This is a genomic window from Paenibacillus monticola (genome assembly GCF_009664975.1).
Classification (GTDB): domain Bacteria; phylum Bacillota; class Bacilli; order Paenibacillales; family Paenibacillaceae; genus Paenibacillus_AQ; species Paenibacillus_AQ monticola.
The window spans coordinates 78,899-96,451 of record NZ_WJXB01000016.1 but is presented as its reverse complement, the minus strand read 5'-3'; the positions used below and the strand labels follow the sequence as shown (position 1 = coordinate 96,451).

Here is a 17,553-nt window from a genome sequence, read left to right as displayed (position 1 = left end):
AACATATCTTCCATGAATAAATTGTAAAATAACATTTTTTTGGAGTACCGAAGTTTATAAATTCACTTTTTAATAATTTCCCTCTTTACCACTGCAAATGAATCTGCTCAGCGATCCTCTTCATCATCAAGGGTGGGACGCTCATTCCACAGACATAAGAAACATCCGAATCCAAGAAATCATAATCACTAGGAAAAGTCTGAATCCGGATTGAATCCATATCACTGATCCGACAGGGTTCATCAGATCGCAGGAACCACGATGAACTGGCCAGAGTGTTCGAAACCTTCTGATCCTTGAGAATAATGGTGTTATAATCGCTGGCTTTTCCTTTTTCCCGTTCAGTGACATCTCCCATACTCAGATCAATTGGCCTTTTCCTTTTCCACCGGCTATACGTTTTCGTAGATGTATTCAAAGGTTTACCCTCACCACTGCGAACATCCCTGTACAGCACCGGTGGATCATTGAATTCTAATTGTAACGGTGGTAATGCCTGATCCTCCCGAGCGGCGACAAAGAAAAGACGCTCCCGCTTTTGAGGAACGCCCATGGTTGCCGAGTTAAGAAGAAAGAGTTGCGGTCTATACCCAAGCTCTCGGAAGCGAGATAAGACCAGACTGACGAAACCACGAGCTTTCCCAACCATCATGCCGCGGACGTTCTCCGCTACAATCACCCTCGGTTTAAGTTTCTCTGCTACATCCAGAAAGTCGAAGAACAGGTCATCCAACCGCTGCACCACCTGCCCTTCTCGGAATGAGTATTCCCCTCCCCACTTATCCTCTCTGTCACCCGACAACGAAAAAACACTGCATGGTGGTGACCCATCAAGAATATCCAGGTCAAACAGCTCTGGCGGCAACTGATCATTAGGCAGCGCCTTAAAGTCCTGAATCGGCATAAGGAACGGGTGCAACGGATTGTGATTCTTCCGGTAGATGCGCATCATCTGCGGATCGATCTCCACATTGCCTAGCATCGTGTATCCAGCAAGCTTGTATCCCATTGTCGAGCCACCACCACAGGAGAAGCAAGAGAACACTGTCCGGCCATGTTTGGGGACTTCTGCTAGGTCTGACAGCTTCCAATCCCATGCTGGGTGGCTCATGATACTTCCTCCTGATTAAATACGAAGCCGCAACGGGGGCATTTACAATCGAACTGGGATTCGTCGAAGTCGCTCACGTCCAGCTCACGATTTTGAAAGTCGCCTAGCTGATCATCCAGTGGTTCTGTGAAGTCTTTGAGCAATTGATCAATTTCACCTGAGTCAAAGCCGGACAGGTTCAAATCTGCTCCGGCTTCCTGCAGCTCACTGAGCAGGTGGGCAAGTGCTTCATCATCCCAGCGTCCAGAGACTTTATTGAGTGCCAGATTTAGTAGACGCTCACGACCTGGTTCAAGGTTAACGACGGAAACGGCTAGCTCCGTGCAGCCCTGCTCGTTGACCAGTATCTTGTATCGCTGATGGCCACCGACCATGTTCCCGGTTTGCTCGTTCCAGACGATGGGGTCAACATAGCCGAATTCATCCAGACTGCGGCGTAGTTTCTCATATTCGGGATCTCCGGGCTGAAAGTCAACACGTGGGTTATAGGCTGCTGCATTAATCTCTGTGATGGGTATCGTTCTGATGTCCATAGGGACACCTCCTTTGTGTTGAGTTGGTTTTTCATCTAAGAGTTGGCGCAGACGGAGAAGCACACCAAGTGAGCTGTACTTCCCTACTCTTTCCTGTCACTCTCCTAACAAACGCACGTTCTTATTTAAAACTCCTTAGAATGACTCTCAGGAGGCCATTTATAGGCATGAAAAAAGCACCCGAAGGTGCTGTACTAACTACAATAATTTTGATTTAAGAATCTCTTTAAAGGTCTGTTCATTGAATTCTTTTCTGTTAGGGAATTCAAGATCAATAAACCAACCTACTTTATCATCAAAGAGCAGCTGAGTCTTTGCAGCTTCTTTATGTGGATGGATATCGCCATTAAAATGTGTAATGTTAACTGCGAACATAGTGTTTAATAATTGCTTAGCCATGTTTGGAGTTATATATATCTTCTGAGTATCGTTAAACTGAATAGTAAGCTCAGTAATGAGGCTACTATCTTTAGGACCATATATGGATTCACTTATCTTTAACTTACCAGCAGTTTCATATGGCTCCATCCATTGACGAATTAGATCGTAAAGTTCTCTGACAGTTTTTTCATATCTTGCCTGATATTCATCCTCTCTTTTAGAATGCTCCTGCTTGTCCTTTTCTTTGGAATTTAGAAAGTCCATAAAATCATCAGACATTAATAATTCCTCCCTTCGACATCATATTTCGACGTTCAGGAAGATTTTCCCTTCTGGCATTTCACCCTGGAACAAAACTGCGCTGTTCCTTCCCATCTGCCCCACACACAACCGTCACACTTCTTCGGCTGCCTAGGCGGATCTTTTAACCGCTGCTGCTCTTTCCTCTTCCTGTTCAATAGAATCCCTCCAATGGAATAGAAAAAAGCCGCCCAATAAATGAGCGACCTCGACTGTTATATGTACGCTTTTCAACAATAAATTTACGATTAATGCAAAATTCAAACGCTTTTTAAAGAATGGCATCCGCTAAGCGTCCGCAGCAAATGCGCTACGCTCTTTGCTTAAGATCTTTACATACTTTGTTACAAAGGAGAACAAGACCATTTTACTGATCTAACGAAAGTGAAGTCAACAGCACCAGCTCTGAATATCAGGCTTTAGCACATATCTTTACCTGTTCTTCTGCTCATAGCTCACTCATTTGATTAAGCGCTAGTCTTTGTATTTGCGGCTTTCTTAGAAGCTGTTGTCTTCTCTCTCATATGCAGAAGCATCTCGACGAGCTCTTCCCGACCGATAAGTCGAACACTATTTGATTTGGCTAACTTGTAGGCTTGATCTGTATAATCTCTGTTCGTTACTACCCAAGCACCAGTCGCTCCATAGTGTGAAACTGCACCACGAACCTCTTGAACTGCTTTCAGGCCCACATTCTTGCTGTAACGCTTTGCCTGTACAACAATCCGTTTACCGTCTTTTGTCAGGATTAGATCAGCACCATAATCACCAGCTGCCTGTGTCACTTCTGCCTTATACCCTTGAGATCGGAACAGATGACCAAGATACTGTTCAAACTGAACGCCTTCCATCTTATCAATCTCAGCAATACCAGACTTCTTTAACCGCTCCTGATGCTGCAGTTTCCGAGAAATCAAGATCGCAATTACAACAGCAACAACAAGAATACACACAATGATTGAAGCCTGAAATGACTTTGTTAATGTATAAGTTAACGCAAGCGATCCTATTGCAGCAAGACTCATGACACCTTGAATAAATTCTTCTTCCTGTTTCGCCTTGCTTTTCCTTCTTGCCATCTGAAATCCCTCCGCTAATATCTTCGTATAGTTCAACATTCGTCATAAAGGAAGGATTTTCCTCTTTCGGTGTCGAACTTTAGACCTACAAAGGGAGGCGGCGAGTAATATGACAAATATTCTATATCACTATGAAGGAAGCAATTACACTATTGCTGTAATTCCAGTAGGTGAACAGTTCGACGTTCGTTTTATGTTTAAAGACAGAGAATGGAGTACTTCCATAGAAGTCTGCAATTCTAAAAGGCATGCCATTCATGGGGCTGAGCATTTTTCAGAGTACTACGAACTCGCACTCCAATATGATTATAAGTTACACCAGTTAGAATTTGTTCATCCAGATGGAAGAACAGTAGATCTTACGTGTGCAATGGACATGGATCGAACTAAAGAATCATTTGAACTACTTTTAATTAATGGTGAGGAAGTCAACCCAATGATAAGGTAAGAAAAAGCAAGATGAGGTACGTCTCGGTTAACGTATATTTTTGCAGCTGTGCGTGTCAATCTCGCCTGATTTCCACAATCTCATAATATCACGGAAAAACCGTCATGTGCTACTCAACTTAGAGTCAAATTACGTTCAAATTTCCTTCTAAAGCCAGTTCTAATTATACATATTTATGAAAATCTTGTGTTTGCAAAGTGAGAGTATAATTTTTTATCATATCATTGAAAGTAGGGTAATTTAATGAACAGCAACTTAAAATTACAGTGTGAAGTCTGCAAAAATGTAGTTCTTTTAAAAGTATATGGCGGATATGTGCATGAAAACTCATTTACGTTTAGTTGTCCTAAGTGCAATGTAACAGTTAGTGGTTACTTGATTTGGAATGAAAACCTTGATGAGGGTATGGTTAAAGAGTTTAAATGCAAAAATGCTACATATGTTCATGAGGGAAGTCCAACACATGTACTTCAATTAGCTACTGAATTTTTTACAGATAAAATAAAACAATTTGATCCTAATGATATTACATCTTTCTTTCCACCTTACATGTTAGAAGTATCTAAAAGCAGAGCAACCCAACAAAAAAAAACAGAACTAGTTAGTATGGTTTCTGATGGATTTGAAAATGAAGCAAATATCTCTTTTAGAATATGGGAGCTATATAAAAATAATAAACACGCATTTTTAATTAGCCAACTTATACAAAACGAATATGTTAAAAAGCCAACTTATGCGCTTGAAAATTTAAAAATTGATTATTCTGATATTATCAAACAGGTTCTCTACAGACCATTTTCTTTTTTATTTATTGAAGATTATTATAGAATTCAGGATTTACAGAAAAAATTATTACAACTAAAATCCAAGAATTTGACTGAACTTCAAAGTCTCAAAAAAGACTTATCTGAACTTATAACATATTCTGATGAAAATATAATACAGTTATTAAAAAATTTTTCAATTTATTTTGAGCTATTATGGCCAATTATTTTAACATATATTTGTGGGCCAAAAGAAATTGATAAAATAAAAGAAACAAAAGGTATTTTAACAACTAATTTTGATATGTTAAAAAATTATTATGTAGAATCTTTTGAAATATTATCTTCAATATTGCCAATTTTTTTAGGGATACAGAATATTTACCTAAGAGGTAACAGGAATGATTTTGAGACTGAAACAGCTAGAGAATTTAAAGATATACATACTATTAATGAATACAATACTAAAATGCAAAATAAAGGTAATAGATTGAAATATTTCACTAAAGAAAATATTTTCTTGCCTTTGCTCGATCCAAACACCTTAAACAATTCCATTAGAAATAGTATTGGTCATCATTCATACGAATATGAAGCTGACAATCAATTAATCAAATTTAATGACCGATCAAAATCATGGGATTTATATTTAATTGAATTTGGAGACCTACTCTTTAAAACAATATATACAGCTTTTGCAGCCTTTGAAATTATCATGTTCCTGAAACATGAAGTGCCTGAATAAAATATAGTTACGATCGATATGCTAAGGGGATTGAGATATATTAATCCATCCCCTTTTATTACTTTTATGTCCATATTCCCTAAAACTCCGCGTTATCCTGTTCAAAGAACCCAATAAGCTTCAACGTGTTGGCTATGCTATTTGTTCCCTCGCTAATTTTCCGTCGAATTGTACTATCACTCATTCCGCACCTATAAAACAATACTGTCTCTTTAAATGAATGCCCCTTAATATATCTGTGCTTGATCGCACCAAGCGAATCTTCATCTTGAATCAATCCCACTGCGCGTATAATAATACCGGTATAGAGCTGGTACTTCTCATACACCCATCGCTGCTTTTCGATCAAAATAACAGCGTTGGCTGCCTTATCTGCATGCAGTTCGTCTGAGTCAATCCGTCTGGCCACTTCTCCATCGATTGCAATCATTTGCATATCCTGAGTGTTATTCTCGTAATCATCCATCAAAAGCCGCATGCTTTTATATTTTCCGAGAAGAAACTTTGTCCGCTGGATCTCTGCCTCGTTTGCTACAGGAAAAAGTTCGCATTGTCCCCATGCCATCGCCATTCCCCTCATTCCCCTTTATGTTATAATGTCAAAAGGAATGATTTACCGTTAGGACCCCCGCCCTAGCCAAGGATTTGGGGGTCTTCAGTTTATGTAGAATATGGAGCTGATTGTAATTGCGGAATCTCTTTGTTGAAAAGCGTAAAAAACATTCATTTTATATGGGAGAAATTAACCGACTAATATTTGAACATCTTGACGGTAATTTAGGAACTTATTCTATAGATGAATTACAAGGATATAAAAATATACTTGAAAGTGCTTCTGAAACATTGAAAGCCAAAAGCATGGCGAACGTAATTATCACAATCTGTGTGACTATATTAGTGCTTTCAATTAATTTAGTGCCAGGCATATCCTTAAAAATATTTTACTTTTGTCTACTTCTATTTTTTCTTGTTGCCACTACACCAATTCTCACTCGACATTTTGACAATTTATATAGAGTAACTCTTTTTATTAAGAAAGTTGATGCTGAATTAGCAAAGCAAAAGAAATGCGAAGATGAGATGCAAAAACAAAGAACTGAAATGCAGTTAAAAATAAACGAAAAACGAACCCGGCTATTGTCAGAAAGATATAAAAAGAAGAATTGAATGATTTAAGTCAATCCATCAATGCTACTCTTGCTGCCAAGATATTAAACGCAGAACTTTCAATGACAATCAATTCCTTTTTATCTTGCTCCGCTTTCTCTCCCCGATTTTCTTAAGAATGTCAGCCATTATAATGCCGGTCCTCGTGAGTTCGGCGTCCTTTTGGATCAAACCATTTTTGTTCATAATCGCAAGTTGTGAACGAGAGACTAGAATTAGGTTATCAGGATCAAAGTTGCGCCGGTTTCCATCACCGAATATGATTACGTTACTTTTTGGAACTGATCGACTGTTGTATTTTTCCCAAACAAGGATGTGCTTACCCCGCCATTTGTTTGGATCAGCAATCTTGATATCTACATAATCATCCCCATTGACCCTCTCAGAGCCTACAGGAACATAATTGTGGGGCTTGTGACCCTTGCTGAATTGAGTAGCTTCTCCACCAAGCCATGTTTTCTTTTTGCCTTTGTTGAAAGGCACGTTTCCCGATTTAATCCTTGAATCAATGCCGCTCTTCAATCTGTTATTTTTAATGAACGTTCGAATTTGAGAAGGTTTAATCTCTGTGGCGAAAGCTGTATTAAACAGATTGGTCAGTTCAGGGACAAAGCGTCCCTGTATATGGGTCCTGATAAATTCCCTTTGTTCATAAGTGAACCGGAACATAGTCACCCCTCCAACATTCTTGGAATAGTCGTGTCAGCGTTCATCCTATCATCAGCGAGTCTTTTTGCTTCCAAGACAAGAGAGCCGGTTGCTATAATTTGAGAAGCTACACTCGTTACTGCCTTTGCTTTACTGATTTCCTCTACTAATTTTTCACCAGTCAAGCTCTCATCGTTTAGTCGCTCCAATTGAGCAAATAAGTGATTATTTAAATCTCCCAAAGTATTTCTCATGTTGACACCTCCATCGACTTGAATTACCGTTATCATCCTTTTCTTAAATCAACCAGCTCAGCCGAGTATCTATAGAAGGAAGCAACGTCCCGTTCATCCAGTGCCTGGTCAATCAGCTTCCGTAACCTTGTTTCGTTAAAGCACCGGATGGAGTGTTCCCAGACCACATCTGCATGTATGCTCAATATCAATTCATATTTCATTTGCATGAGCAATCCAAGATTGATGAACATTGCAGCCCCTCCTTTAAAGAGAAGAAGCAGCTCATGCTGCTCCCCCACCTTCATTCTTTTTCTTCGTGGCCAACTTCCGATATGCTGACCATCTTGCAGACAATTGTCCGCTCGTCATGCCACGCTCATTGGCGATTTCACGCCAGGTCTTATCTTCCTTCAAGCGTTTTTCCAGTAGATCAGGAAAAGGGATAGGCTGTCCATCATATTCGACCTCTGGGAAGATAGGGCGATTAGCAAGAATAAAGGCGTCCAACTCTTCTTTACTTGACTCATCCGCACCTGCAGGGTCAGCCGGATCAATACTATCTTCTTTTTTAGTCCCTTCACCCTTTACAACGTCGAGGCCGCCTTCCTGAGTGTCATTACCTTCTGTCTTGTCAGATTCTCCAGCAGCTTCACCACCAACTTCATCCGGATTCTCAACTTCCTCGGAAACAACATCGGCTGCTTCTTTCTTGACCACTGGCTCAGTCTTAACCTTACCGTTACGCCATTCATCCCAGCTCGCAGCCATTGGAGCCACCCGTCTGCGGTATTCATCCACCATAACCACAAATACGCCGACACCCATATCCGCTTCTGCAGCAAGCTTCAGGTATGTTTCACCTTCTGAAAGGCGCAGTGTAATCTCAACGAAATCATGGTCCAAATCATCGAAGTTCGGAGCTAGTCTGCTTAAGATAAATTCCTGAATAACTTCAAGATCGATTTGCACTGGCTCTGCCTTGATCTCAACCTTCTCTGCAGGCAGTCCCAAATCCATGGAGAGCTGTTCACCTTCCGGTTGAGCTACAGATACTAAACCCGTATTATCAACGACATATTTGGTCAACGGCTTGCCCGTGAGTGCGTTCTTCATGACCTTATATGTGATGATTTGAGAGTCCAGTCCACCGATCACCTTCAACTCCAGCATGCTTTGCAGGATGTTATACTGCCCGTCCAGTTCCTCTGCCGGTATACTGATCGTAATCTCTGTTTCCTCCGCAGATTTCAAATTGATTTTTTTAACGGTTCCCTTGAAATTGATATAGCTCATCGTTACGCCACTCCCATAATATGTTTTTGGTGGTACGCCCAGCAGAGTGCCAAAGCATCTGAGGGATCAAATAGCCGCTGCTGAATGTCACCCTTTTTGTACTTACCTTTGGGATCATCTTTTTTGTATAAGACCGGTATTGCCAACTCATCATAGTCAAGATCAAAGAGCATTTGCATTTCAACGGCGACTGTTTCCTTATCCGCATTTCCCTTGCCGGTTTGCTTCTTCAATTCCGATGGCCGTATTTCACCCACCTTTATTCCAAGATGTAGCGCAGCCAATGTCACCATGGAGAAAGCACCAACTAGGGCAATCACGCTGGATGCATTTTTGAAGTGAACAGGACGCTCGAGAACGATTAAGCCAGGCTGCTCCTGCTCAATCATGCGAAATGCATCCTGATAAATGGCATCCAATACATTCGGCATGGCGATCTTGCTATAATCCCGTAATCCGAATTCAATGGGTTTACCGTTTTCCATAGTCGCCCATCCGGCATAATTGGTTCCATGGTCGATACCTAGGATTTTCATGTGCATCGCCTCCCCTCTGATTAGGTGGCATCATGGACGTATCAAGCACATAAACCATGCCAGCCATCGCTCCAGTTTCATCATGCACCACAAAATAGTTACGCTGCTGGAAATACGGATCGATCAGCTTACGCTTCTTTGTAGTCATTTTGCTCAGCTCCCCTATGGCGCTTATTGATCACAAGTTCAAACTCTGCAATACCCTCGTCCACTTCCACCGGCTCCAGCTCCGCAAATTCAACTAACAGTTCCGTCCGCTCGGGAACGAGTCCCGTTTGAGCAAAATGTGTGACCATGAACTGATAAACATGCCAGTAGTTCCAACGTGTACCCATTAGGCCCACCGTCGGATGTCCCGAGTCTTGACAAATAACCGATTGATCACGATCAGTTTGTCTTCAATCAGCCAGTTTACTGGGATGAGCCCAGCTGCTTTAATCTCGCTTTTCTGCCGGCGCGTTGGCCGCTTCCCTTGTTTCATCCCCGAACTCCTCCTTGTTGAGCTGCTTCCACTCTTCTGGCCAGACATATTTGCCATCAATCATCTGAACGACCATGAAATCACCGCCGTCCGTTACACGTATTTCACGAAACATTCCAGTCTTGCCGTGCAGCTGCGTGTAGCGATAGATTTCTTCAGGCGTATTCAACGTAACTGACGGTGTGTGCCAACCCCCTGGTTCCGGGAAGCAGTACCCGTAAAATTGCTCTTCCATGGTTGCCTCCTTCAAGCCCATTTCCGTTTATCAATATCCTTAACATCACCTGTAGGTGGTAGAGTCGGATCAGCATGTCCTCGATCATAATTAACAAATTTGTTGAACTGTTTTAGGAAAATAAGTTCTACCGTTCCCACTGGACCGTTACGCTGTTTGGCAATAATGACCTCGATGATGTTCTTTTTTTCAGACTCTTTGTCGTAATAATCATCGCGATACAGGAAGGCAACAATATCAGCATCCTGCTCGATCGCACCAGACTCGCGAAGGTCACTCATCATTGGGCGCTTATCCTGCCGCTGCTCCACGCCACGGCTAAGCTGGGATAGTGCAATCACTGGAACCTCAAGTTCCCTTGCAATCTGCTTAAGTGTCCGACTGATCTGAGATACTTCCTCCTGCCGGTTTGCACCGCGGCGTCCGCTACCCTGGATGAGCTGCAGGTAATCAATAATTATCATCCCCAGCCTCCGATCCTTCTTCAGCCGCCGACATTTGGCTCGGATCTCGTTTACCGTTATACCCGGCGTATCGTCAATATGAATGTCCGCCTCTGACAATAGCCCTACAGCCATTGCCATGCGTTCCCAATCATCACCTTCGAATCGCCCCGTCCTCATACGGCTGGCATCGATCTGAGATTCTGCACAGACCATTCGCTGGACAAGCTGTGCGGCGCTCATCTCAAGACTGAAGATAGCAACCGTCTCCTTAGCCCGTACTCCAACATTCTGTGCAACATTCAGTGCAAAGGCCGTCTTGCCCACGGAAGGCCGCGCTGCCACGATAATTAAGTCATTCTTTTGGAATCCGGCAGTCATCTTGTCGAGATCTGTGAACCCTGACTCAATTCCAGTGATCCCACGATTAATATCGCGAGTGTTATAACGCTGCTCTGCTTCTTCCCAGACTTGCATTAACGTATCCTTGATTCCAACAAACTCTCGGACCGGTACCGTTTGGTCAGATAGCTTAGACACCGCGGTCTCAGCCATTGCAACAAAGCCTTTGACGTCCTGTTCTTCACCTGCGTTGCGAAGCAATTCTAACGCGATATCAATCGCTTGGCGGCGTAGGAACATCTCCTGTACTCGCTCCGCGTAATAGGTTACGTTAGCCGTTGTCGGAACTGCTGAAGCGAGTTTTGCTAGATAACTGACCCCACCGACCTTATCGATCTCCTCGCTGTCCTGCAGTTGAGAAGTAAGGCTGATCAAATCTAACGGCTGACCTGCATCACTGAGTCGACGCATCCCCCTGTATATCCGGGCATGTCCATCGTCACTGAACTCCCCACACTGCAGAAGATCTGCTACAACTTCATAGGCAGCCTGGTCGATTAGAACCGCGCCCAATACAGCCTGCTCAGCCTGTAAGTCGACAGGCATATCAATTCCCGTCGCTGCTAGAAAACTATCACGATCAAGCATCCACTTCACCTCGAAGCTTCTGTCTCATAGCTTCCCAGTATCCTTCCGGTGGTGGTGTATTGTTCGAACCCCACTTATCGAGATTGGCAAAATGCTCTGCAGTAGCCTCTTTGCTACGCTTGCTATCCAACTGCTCACCCAACCTGCCACGAATCTCCGCAATATTCGGCGGGAATTTCTCGGTCAGAATGTGGGCGTCCACGTTCTCTTTGGCCGTTTCAAAAGGGAATTCTTTCAGGTATTTATACAACCGGTCAATGTTCTCAGGTGATTTATCAAACCCGGGATAGTTCGCCTTAATGGTGCGGACCAGAATGATCACTTCCACCTTCTCCACGGCGCCTCTCCTCCTCAATCATCATGTCTAGTTCTTCAAGCTCTCGCTGCTGCTTAGTCTTTCTCTGTGGCTTATCTGGCGTTCCCTGGGCGACTCCGTCAGTCGGCGCTGCGGAAGTTTGGGAATTGCGCCATGCCTCGTAAATCGCGTTCTCATAATATAAAAAACTGGTAGGAAGCTTGAAATCAGCTCCCTCTCGTTTGCGTTTCTCCTCCAGGAGAAGTTCCATAGTTCGGATGGTAAAAGGGTTAGGCATACCTCCGGCGACCATCTTACCCATGGCTTCACGCTCACGTGGTTTCACATGAAAATCTAACTTACCGTGCAATTCGGTATAAGCATTTAAAATATCGATCATTGCGTTGAACTTGGGATCTTCATTTATCTCATCTTCAAATTCATTGCCAGTAATAGGAGTAGTAATAGTAGTACTAAGATCTTTTAATACAGTGTTCGTGTAGTGGTTCAATTTTTGAACAGCTTTGCCGTCTACTTCCGAAAAGTAGTCCATATTTTGAACAACTTCACTACCTACTTTTTGAAAGATGTTCGATAATTGAACAACTTCCGCACCATCTATTAGATGAAAAGTTACGGTATAGTTCCCTCTGGAGCTCCCCTTTGGTGGGGGAGAGTAGCCGATTAATCCGGCATCGACGAGTTTGTTTCTATGTGTATTTATGGTTCCTCGACTCTTTATACCTGTCTGAAGCGTAAGCTCCGTGTTCGTCATCTGAAACGCCTGTTTCCAGCCTAATTTACTGGATTTGCGCCATAAGGCGACCATTATAGCCAAACCTTCGGGTCCGAATTCCTCCGGCCCTCCAATCGCTTCATACTGGTTAAGGAGGCCGCCCATATTAAGTTCTCTGGCTGTCTCCGTCATGCACTCCCCCCTCCGCAGCAGCCGTGCTATTTACTTAGGTATTCCTATCATCTTGTAGGTAAACAATCGGGTATTTAACCCGCTTAACCGTCCATCCGGGATAGCCGAGTGCAAAATATGCTTTGGTCTCCCGCTTGAACTCTTCCTGATCCACCTGCATGATCTGCCAGATCCGCTCGCCCATCATGCTCTGCATAAGTGGTTTGTCGTCGATCATCGGTCAGCAATCCGGACGAGAGCGCCGGTGGTTTCCTGTATCTCTCGCTTGAAACGATCGGCGTCACTGTTTCCATCAGATAAATGCAGCAGCCATATCTCCTCGACATTTCGGGTATCATTGGCTTTCAAAAAATCTTTAACGTGATCCAATCCAAAATGTGAGTGCAGCAGCAGCTTCTTCTGAGCCGGGTGTAGATGTCCGGATGCCACGCGCTGATTAACAATATCTAAGGAATAATTGCACTCCACCATGATGTGAGTCAGATCCTTGAAACGATGCCGGCAGTAATAGGTATCAGTAAGGAAAACCAACTTCTCGCACACTGTATTGGCAAGTAGGAAGCCTAATGGCTCCTCAACGTCGTGCTGAATATCAAACGGTAAGATCGTCCAAGTCCCAATAGTAAACTGCTGCAACGACTTGATGACCTTCAAGCGATGCCCCGATAACCCTCTGGCATCTGCTGTCCCTTGACTGGTATAAATATTGATTCCTGCTTTCATAATGTCAGGAGCAGCCTTGCTATGATCCAGGTGCTCATGAGTTATCAAGCAACCGGTGATGTCCGACATTTTGAACTGAAGCGCCCGCTGGATAGATTTATAAGGAAAACCGGCTTCCAGCAGAAGCACGGTTTGACCATCTGAAATCCGATAGGCATTACCGGCGCTGCTGGAGCCGAGACATTGGATGTCGATCATCAGAATTGCATCTCTTGATTGATTGGCGGTACATCGTCAACAAAGTTATCTGGATCAATAGCCTTCGGAGGGCCATCCGCCTTCTTCACAGGTCGCTCTGCTGCTGATGCTGGCGGGTTCTCTGGCTCATCTGCTGGAGGATCAGTTGGAGTAATATCAATAATTGCTCCGTTAGCATTCGCCTTGATTTCCTCATCGACTTCAACCTCAGCAAAATCACTTTCCATTTGCTTTAACCGGAGGTAATCGTCATCGATCTTCTGGGAGTCGATTGTGATGTCGCCGTAAGCAGCTCGGTATATGGTTTTCCACGCCATCTTGTCATACCAGCCTTCAATGGTTTCCGTGCCAACCTTTTTGTTGTTTTCCCATTTGTCCTTTTCTCCGCCCCAGAATTCCGCAGAAGCATGATCTGGTTTTCTCTTTTCAATATCTTTTTTTGTCATGATAACAAGCTTGTTTTTTTCAGGAGCCTGAGAAAAGTTGTGATAGTAAAAACCTCCGATGATATTCCCGCGATCAAAGGCATTGACGATTTCGAACTCATAGCCTTCATATTTGTTCTTGGAGTCCTTCTTAACCGGTCTGAATTTGTCAGTGGAGTAAACTAGTTCAACCGTCACGTGATCCGGAACATCCAAACCGTATTTTGTAGCCTTGAGCTCAATGCCTCGATATCCTTCAATGAAGGTGATGTCATATTTGCCTAAATGCTTGTTTTTGTAAGGGATAGGGTTAATGTGGTTAGGCTGGGAAGGATCAAATCCGACCCTTGCCATAGCCACAACATCACGAGCAAGTTTCTCCATATTCACGTTGACCCAAGTAACTGGCACAGGATCTTGATTTGTTCTTTTTTTCTGCCGTTTTTCTTCAGTCAATTTAAGAATGGCATCCAAAGCAATGAAGTAATTTTGAGCAAGTCGCTTTTGAAAGTTGGTAAGAGCTACTTCACCGACGCTGGAACCAAATTCGGAAACTACTTTATTCATAAACCGTTCAGAAGCAGTTGGTTCTGGCTTGGTAACTACTGCTGGAGTAGTTGCCGCTTCTTGTTTTGTCTGATCTGTAGTACTCAATTAAATCGCCTCCTGAAAGTTAATCGCAATAAGAACTGAAGCAGTGCGGACATCCAGTAACAAGCTCCCGACCCGCTTTTTCAACAGAAATCCCTGCGGACTCACGTCCATCAGATTTCCCTTTCCACACATGATGACCAGGTGTATAAATGATTTGGTTACATGACCAACAGCGGCCATCCTTTGGCGCGAAATGAGGATCTTGGTGATCCTCACAAAACTTTTTCTGCGCTTTGATGCTTTCCTGAATGTCGTACAATTAAATCGCCTCCTGTATAGCTGCTGTCTCAATCCGCAGCTGCTTGTCTGCTTCACTTACAACTAGCCGAATAACCTGAGCATTGGTGTCAATCAATCTTGTAACAGCCTCCGCATTGTCTACAAAAATCGGAGCCGAGAATCCGTAATGCTCACCCAACGTATTGATGATGTCTAGGCCTACATTGATTCTGGCGGCGTTGTTAAGTCCACCGTCGTACGGAACGCCCTTGTAGAGCGTGTCGCAGACCTCTTTCAGCCCACCGTTGATCTGATCTTCAAAGAGTCTGAACCGAGCCAGCCTGAATTTGCTGTTGATCTTGGTGTCCAGCATCGATACTTTACGCTTGGTAAACTCCTCCATCAGAAACAATTCATGCTGCAACCGTTCGTACTCAGACGCAAGAGCTTTTTCCTGTTCTTCCAGCTCAACAATCCTCGCCTGCGCCTTGCGAACACCGTCGAATTTAACAAGGTCACGCTCCATCTCAGTAATTTCATCACGCTGTCGGCGAATATCGTTTCGAGCATCAGCTGCAGTATCTTGTACGGAAGCTTTTAAATCATCGATCTGCAGCTGGACTCCAACAGCCTTGGCTTGTTTGCTGGCATATTGCGGATCAGCGGCAGGGTCTTTAACGCCTGCGCGGAGATCAGTCAGCTCAGCATCAGCATCAGTCAACTCTGTTTCTAAGATAGCCAGGGCATCCTTCATACCGTCGATTTCGCCCTGGAGTCGAATAATCTCTTGTACAAATTTCTGAGCCTCTGCCACTGCCGCTTTTCCAGAAGCATTGATCCGCTCCTTACGCTCGGCCAGCTGACGGTTAAAATCAGCCTCTGCTTTATCATGAGCAGCCTTAACTTGATCATCCGGCAGCGCCTGACCACACGTTGGGCAATTAGGATCATGGCCCTGAGGATGTTCAAAGGTAAGCTCCTTCAGTCCAGCAAATTCTTTACGGAGTCTGTCTGCATCCTGTCTCCGCGACTCAGCCAGCCGCTCATTTTGTACAATCCGCTGCTGTTTGTCTTCGATCGTCCGGCGATATTTGTCAACCTCAATGTGAATCTGACTGACTTGATCACGTTTGATAGCTACCTGATCCAGCACTTTAGATTGCAGCCGATTCTTAATGTCTAATAATTCGCTCTCAATTGCCCTAATCTGATTTTCCTTCACAACGATCTCACCACCGGATAATATCCGAGACAGTTCAGCCTCTTTAGCTTCGATACGGCCACGTAATGTGGCAATATCATCCTTCAAGGATTCCTCGTCCAGCTCGGAGGTATCGGGCATTTGTCGCTGTACTTCACTGATCCGTACAGGTAAATCCTTAATCTCACCGTTAATTTTGGTGCAACGAGCAGTAACGACTTTTTTATGAGCGTCAATATCTCTATCACCAAGGATGGCTGGGAGCAGTTCCAAGTCTTTGTTACCATGAATGACCTCGGCATCCGTCAAGTCACCGCACACTTCCAACAGCGTCTTCCGGCGCTCCTCCTTCTTGAGTTGTTCGTTAAAAAAGGACGGTGAGGTCAGAAGCTTGAAAAGATCCTCTTTAATGATGGAATCCACTTCAGCGGTGTATTCACCCTTCTTTACGGGAACGCCATCTATGAAGTAATTAGTTTCATGACCTTCAAAGGCATCCGTTGCAGAACCTCGCTTCTTGGTCCATTTCTCGGAGAAGACCCTGCGGAAGATACGGGGGCGGTTGTCAATTATGAAGACGCCCTCAACTTCATGTTCGAGTTTGTGCTGCAGGACCTTGCCTGCGCTGTCCAAACCCTTGATCTCGAAGTCTGCCTTGTTCTGGCTGTCCTTACCGAACAACAACCAGATGAATCCATCGAATAAAGTTGTCTTAAATGTTCCGTTGTCACCGTAAGCAGAAACGTTCCCTCCATTTGCAGAAAGAACGAGTTCTTTAGCACCTTTAAAATTACGGAGCGTCAAGCGCTCCAGAACGATACACTTCAAGCGATCTCCTCCTCAATAGCAATATCATGCTCGGCATGTAAAATCATTTGTTGATCGGGTGTTTCAGGATAACGAATACTGTCTAGATAAGTCCGGATAGCATATTCCACTTCTGCGAGTTGCTCAGGGTCAGCGTGTAACTGAAATGTCCCTGATTGCTGCCGGATTGAAAGTACCGGCGGTGCATAATTAGTAGGTGGTTCGATTTTCACTTCCATGTACTGACCACTGATGTCAGTAGAAAAGGCAGTTGACATTCCGTTCACTCCCTCTTGTGTAGTGCGCCCCCACCTGCTAAGATGGAGGCAAGTAAATTTGATAATTTCAATGATCACTGATAGCCCGTTCCCGCGGGCTATTTTTCGTTGTCATGCTCAGCAATCTGCTTGTAATCCACTATTACCGGTGCGTTCTCAATACTGGCTATCATGAGGCCATCTTCGTCAGTAACAATAAACTCAGAATGAATACGGTCTTCAAATTCAGAACCAACCTGCCGAATCTCAATAATTTCTCGTCCGTCTTGCTCGGTACCCACTTCAAAAATGCGCGTTGGATTGCTGACCACTGTCAACTTTTGAATGACTTGCAGCATACGCTATCTCCTTCCTATGTAATATCAAGGTGGGCGAGGGAGTAATTGCACCAATAAAGCCGGCCTTTTCGGCTCCCTTGACCTAGTGAACTGCCAC

27 protein-coding genes are annotated in these 17,553 nt (G+C 43.8%); 3 read left to right on the top strand and 24 right to left on the bottom strand.

Annotated elements, in window-relative coordinates; translation table 11 throughout:
• Positions 1-85 precede the first annotated feature (85 nt).
• The 4 genes from GJB61_RS27990 to GJB61_RS27975 all read right to left on the bottom strand — a co-directional run bounded on the left by GJB61_RS27990 (position 86) and on the right by GJB61_RS27975 (position 3,404).
• Positions 86-1,111 carry a DNA cytosine methyltransferase gene (locus tag GJB61_RS27990; protein ID WP_154122320.1) on the bottom strand — a complete coding sequence of 342 codons (1,026 nt, stop codon included), beginning with the start codon at positions 1,109-1,111 and terminating at the stop codon, positions 86-88.
• The gene (locus tag GJB61_RS27985) at positions 1,108-1,644 is read right to left on the bottom strand and encodes a ParB N-terminal domain-containing protein (protein ID WP_154122319.1); all 537 of its coding nucleotides are present in this window, start codon (positions 1,642-1,644) and stop codon (positions 1,108-1,110) included. Before GJB61_RS27985 ends, GJB61_RS27990 begins: the two co-directional genes overlap by 4 nt.
• 198 nt (positions 1,645-1,842) lie before the next feature.
• Entirely contained in the window at positions 1,843-2,304 is a 462-nt protein-coding gene (locus GJB61_RS27980) for a hypothetical protein (protein WP_154122318.1), read from the bottom strand.
• Positions 2,305-2,792: 488 nt separating this feature from the next.
• Entirely contained in the window at positions 2,793-3,404 is a 612-nt protein-coding gene (locus GJB61_RS27975) for a restriction endonuclease (RefSeq protein ID WP_154122317.1), read from the bottom strand.
• Positions 3,405-3,513: 109 nt separating this feature from the next.
• Here GJB61_RS27975 and GJB61_RS27970 point away from each other — a divergent pair, with 109 nt between their 5' ends.
• Together GJB61_RS27970 and GJB61_RS27965 are read left to right on the top strand one after the other, a co-directional pair.
• Positions 3,514-3,852: a hypothetical protein gene (locus GJB61_RS27970; protein WP_154122316.1), complete on the top strand. Its 339-nt coding sequence runs from the start codon at positions 3,514-3,516 to the stop codon at positions 3,850-3,852.
• Positions 3,853-4,095: 243 nt separating this feature from the next.
• Positions 4,096-5,361, top strand: a complete 1,266-nt coding sequence (locus GJB61_RS27965; protein WP_154122315.1) for a hypothetical protein — start codon at positions 4,096-4,098, stop codon at positions 5,359-5,361.
• Positions 5,362-5,440: 79 nt separating this feature from the next.
• On the opposite strand, the gene GJB61_RS27960 is transcribed toward GJB61_RS27965, so the two are convergent.
• Positions 5,441-5,932, bottom strand: coding sequence for a hypothetical protein (locus GJB61_RS27960; protein WP_195724499.1), 492 nt, complete (start codon positions 5,930-5,932; stop codon positions 5,441-5,443).
• A 161-nt stretch (positions 5,933-6,093) separates the two neighbouring features.
• Between GJB61_RS27960 and GJB61_RS27955 the strand changes: the two genes are divergently transcribed.
• Positions 6,094-6,528, top strand: coding sequence for a hypothetical protein (locus GJB61_RS27955; protein ID WP_229522489.1), 435 nt, complete (start codon positions 6,094-6,096; stop codon positions 6,526-6,528).
• A 69-nt stretch (positions 6,529-6,597) separates the two neighbouring features.
• On the opposite strand, the gene GJB61_RS27950 is transcribed toward GJB61_RS27955, so the two are convergent.
• From GJB61_RS27950 to GJB61_RS27865, 19 genes are all read right to left on the bottom strand, one after another.
• Entirely contained in the window at positions 6,598-7,011 is a 414-nt protein-coding gene (locus GJB61_RS27950; RefSeq protein ID WP_338116169.1) for an HNH endonuclease signature motif containing protein, read from the bottom strand.
• A gap of 188 nt (positions 7,012-7,199) precedes the next feature.
• Positions 7,200-7,430, bottom strand: a complete 231-nt coding sequence (locus GJB61_RS27945; protein ID WP_154122312.1) for a hypothetical protein — start codon at positions 7,428-7,430, stop codon at positions 7,200-7,202.
• 32 nt (positions 7,431-7,462) lie between these two features.
• Positions 7,463-7,663 carry an IDEAL domain-containing protein gene (locus GJB61_RS27940; RefSeq protein ID WP_195724498.1) on the bottom strand — a complete coding sequence of 67 codons (201 nt, stop codon included), beginning with the start codon at positions 7,661-7,663 and terminating at the stop codon, positions 7,463-7,465.
• A gap of 31 nt (positions 7,664-7,694) precedes the next feature.
• A complete protein-coding gene (locus GJB61_RS27935; RefSeq protein WP_154122310.1) occupies positions 7,695-8,705 on the bottom strand; it encodes a hypothetical protein in 1,011 nt (336 codons plus the stop codon).
• Between the two features lie 2 nt (positions 8,706-8,707).
• Complete coding sequence (locus tag GJB61_RS27930; RefSeq protein ID WP_154122309.1) at positions 8,708-9,241, bottom strand: crossover junction endodeoxyribonuclease RuvC; 534 nt, start codon at positions 9,239-9,241, stop codon at positions 8,708-8,710.
• Complete coding sequence (locus GJB61_RS27925; protein ID WP_154122308.1) at positions 9,177-9,389, bottom strand: hypothetical protein; 213 nt, start codon at positions 9,387-9,389, stop codon at positions 9,177-9,179. Before GJB61_RS27925 ends, GJB61_RS27930 begins: the two co-directional genes overlap by 65 nt.
• A complete protein-coding gene (locus tag GJB61_RS27920) occupies positions 9,370-9,576 on the bottom strand; it encodes a hypothetical protein (protein ID WP_154122307.1) in 207 nt (68 codons plus the stop codon). Before GJB61_RS27920 ends, GJB61_RS27925 begins: the two co-directional genes overlap by 20 nt.
• Positions 9,576-9,722, bottom strand: a complete 147-nt coding sequence (locus tag GJB61_RS32640) for a DUF6906 family protein (protein ID WP_420819778.1) — start codon at positions 9,720-9,722, stop codon at positions 9,576-9,578. Before GJB61_RS32640 ends, GJB61_RS27920 begins: the two co-directional genes overlap by 1 nt.
• The gene (locus tag GJB61_RS27915) at positions 9,676-9,957 is read right to left on the bottom strand and encodes a hypothetical protein (protein WP_154122306.1); all 282 of its coding nucleotides are present in this window, start codon (positions 9,955-9,957) and stop codon (positions 9,676-9,678) included. The genes GJB61_RS32640 and GJB61_RS27915 overlap by 47 nt, the downstream gene beginning before the upstream one ends.
• 11 nt (positions 9,958-9,968) lie before the next feature.
• Positions 9,969-11,390: a replicative DNA helicase gene (dnaB, locus tag GJB61_RS27910; RefSeq protein ID WP_154122305.1), complete on the bottom strand. Its 1,422-nt coding sequence runs from the start codon at positions 11,388-11,390 to the stop codon at positions 9,969-9,971.
• Positions 11,383-11,727, bottom strand: coding sequence for a replicative helicase loader/inhibitor (locus tag GJB61_RS27905; protein ID WP_338116168.1), 345 nt, complete (start codon positions 11,725-11,727; stop codon positions 11,383-11,385). The genes dnaB and GJB61_RS27905 overlap by 8 nt, the downstream gene beginning before the upstream one ends.
• On the bottom strand, positions 11,687-12,613 hold the full coding sequence (locus GJB61_RS27900; protein WP_154122303.1) for a winged helix-turn-helix domain-containing protein: 927 nt from the start codon (positions 12,611-12,613) through the stop codon (positions 11,687-11,689). The genes GJB61_RS27905 and GJB61_RS27900 overlap by 41 nt, the downstream gene beginning before the upstream one ends.
• A 34-nt stretch (positions 12,614-12,647) precedes the next feature.
• Positions 12,648-12,830: a hypothetical protein gene (locus GJB61_RS27895; protein WP_154122302.1), complete on the bottom strand. Its 183-nt coding sequence runs from the start codon at positions 12,828-12,830 to the stop codon at positions 12,648-12,650.
• The gene (locus GJB61_RS27890; protein ID WP_154122301.1) at positions 12,827-13,534 is read right to left on the bottom strand and encodes an MBL fold metallo-hydrolase; all 708 of its coding nucleotides are present in this window, start codon (positions 13,532-13,534) and stop codon (positions 12,827-12,829) included. Before GJB61_RS27890 ends, GJB61_RS27895 begins: the two co-directional genes overlap by 4 nt.
• The gene (locus tag GJB61_RS27885) at positions 13,534-14,613 is read right to left on the bottom strand and encodes a recombinase family protein (protein ID WP_229522488.1); all 1,080 of its coding nucleotides are present in this window, start codon (positions 14,611-14,613) and stop codon (positions 13,534-13,536) included. Before GJB61_RS27885 ends, GJB61_RS27890 begins: the two co-directional genes overlap by 1 nt.
• A gap of 19 nt (positions 14,614-14,632) precedes the next feature.
• Positions 14,633-14,872, bottom strand: a complete 240-nt coding sequence (locus GJB61_RS27880) for a hypothetical protein (protein WP_154122300.1) — start codon at positions 14,870-14,872, stop codon at positions 14,633-14,635.
• Positions 14,873-16,861 (bottom strand): hypothetical protein, encoded by a 1,989-nt coding sequence (locus GJB61_RS27875; RefSeq protein ID WP_154122299.1) that lies wholly within the window; start codon positions 16,859-16,861, stop codon positions 14,873-14,875.
• Positions 16,858-17,118 (bottom strand): hypothetical protein, encoded by a 261-nt coding sequence (locus GJB61_RS27870; RefSeq protein WP_154122298.1) that lies wholly within the window; start codon positions 17,116-17,118, stop codon positions 16,858-16,860. The genes GJB61_RS27875 and GJB61_RS27870 overlap by 4 nt, the downstream gene beginning before the upstream one ends.
• A gap of 98 nt (positions 17,119-17,216) precedes the next feature.
• On the bottom strand, positions 17,217-17,456 hold the full coding sequence (locus GJB61_RS27865) for a hypothetical protein (protein ID WP_229522487.1): 240 nt from the start codon (positions 17,454-17,456) through the stop codon (positions 17,217-17,219).
• Between the last annotated feature and the right edge of the window lie 97 nt (positions 17,457-17,553).

Excerpts from the sequence above, each read along its gene's own strand:
- GJB61_RS27865 (WP_229522487.1), bottom strand. The coding sequence starts at position 17,456 with ATGCTGCAAGTCATTCAAAAGTTGACAGTGGTCAGCAATCCAACGCGC.
- GJB61_RS27945 (WP_154122312.1), bottom strand. The coding sequence starts at position 7,430 with ATGAGAAATACTTTGGGAGATTTAAATAATCACTTATTTGCTCAATTG.
- GJB61_RS27890 (WP_154122301.1), bottom strand. The coding sequence starts at position 13,534 with ATGATCGACATCCAATGTCTCGGCTCCAGCAGCGCCGGTAATGCCTAT.
- GJB61_RS27935 (WP_154122310.1), bottom strand. The coding sequence starts at position 8,705 with ATGAGCTATATCAATTTCAAGGGAACCGTTAAAAAAATCAATTTGAAA.
- GJB61_RS27985 (WP_154122319.1), bottom strand. The coding sequence starts at position 1,644 with ATGGACATCAGAACGATACCCATCACAGAGATTAATGCAGCAGCCTAT.
- GJB61_RS27970 (WP_154122316.1), top strand. The coding sequence starts at position 3,514 with ATGACAAATATTCTATATCACTATGAAGGAAGCAATTACACTATTGCT.
- GJB61_RS27980 (WP_154122318.1), bottom strand. The coding sequence starts at position 2,304 with ATGTCTGATGATTTTATGGACTTTCTAAATTCCAAAGAAAAGGACAAG.
- dnaB (WP_154122305.1), bottom strand. The coding sequence starts at position 11,390 with ATGCTTGATCGTGATAGTTTTCTAGCAGCGACGGGAATTGATATGCCT.
- GJB61_RS27870 (WP_154122298.1), bottom strand. The coding sequence starts at position 17,118 with ATGTCAACTGCCTTTTCTACTGACATCAGTGGTCAGTACATGGAAGTG.
- GJB61_RS27965 (WP_154122315.1), top strand. The coding sequence starts at position 4,096 with ATGAACAGCAACTTAAAATTACAGTGTGAAGTCTGCAAAAATGTAGTT.
- GJB61_RS32640 (WP_420819778.1), bottom strand. The coding sequence starts at position 9,722 with ATGAAACAAGGGAAGCGGCCAACGCGCCGGCAGAAAAGCGAGATTAAA.
- GJB61_RS27990 (WP_154122320.1), bottom strand. The coding sequence starts at position 1,111 with ATGAGCCACCCAGCATGGGATTGGAAGCTGTCAGACCTAGCAGAAGTC.
- GJB61_RS27920 (WP_154122307.1), bottom strand. The coding sequence starts at position 9,576 with ATGGGTACACGTTGGAACTACTGGCATGTTTATCAGTTCATGGTCACA.
- GJB61_RS27925 (WP_154122308.1), bottom strand. The coding sequence starts at position 9,389 with ATGACTACAAAGAAGCGTAAGCTGATCGATCCGTATTTCCAGCAGCGT.
- GJB61_RS27960 (WP_195724499.1), bottom strand. The coding sequence starts at position 5,932 with ATGGCGATGGCATGGGGACAATGCGAACTTTTTCCTGTAGCAAACGAG.
- GJB61_RS27940 (WP_195724498.1), bottom strand. The coding sequence starts at position 7,663 with ATGTTCATCAATCTTGGATTGCTCATGCAAATGAAATATGAATTGATA.
- GJB61_RS27915 (WP_154122306.1), bottom strand. The coding sequence starts at position 9,957 with ATGGAAGAGCAATTTTACGGGTACTGCTTCCCGGAACCAGGGGGTTGG.
- GJB61_RS27895 (WP_154122302.1), bottom strand. The coding sequence starts at position 12,830 with ATGATCGACGACAAACCACTTATGCAGAGCATGATGGGCGAGCGGATC.
- GJB61_RS27975 (WP_154122317.1), bottom strand. The coding sequence starts at position 3,404 with ATGGCAAGAAGGAAAAGCAAGGCGAAACAGGAAGAAGAATTTATTCAA.
- GJB61_RS27900 (WP_154122303.1), bottom strand. The coding sequence starts at position 12,613 with ATGACGGAGACAGCCAGAGAACTTAATATGGGCGGCCTCCTTAACCAG.
- GJB61_RS27930 (WP_154122309.1), bottom strand. The coding sequence starts at position 9,241 with ATGAAAATCCTAGGTATCGACCATGGAACCAATTATGCCGGATGGGCG.
- GJB61_RS27955 (WP_229522489.1), top strand. The coding sequence starts at position 6,094 with ATGGGAGAAATTAACCGACTAATATTTGAACATCTTGACGGTAATTTA.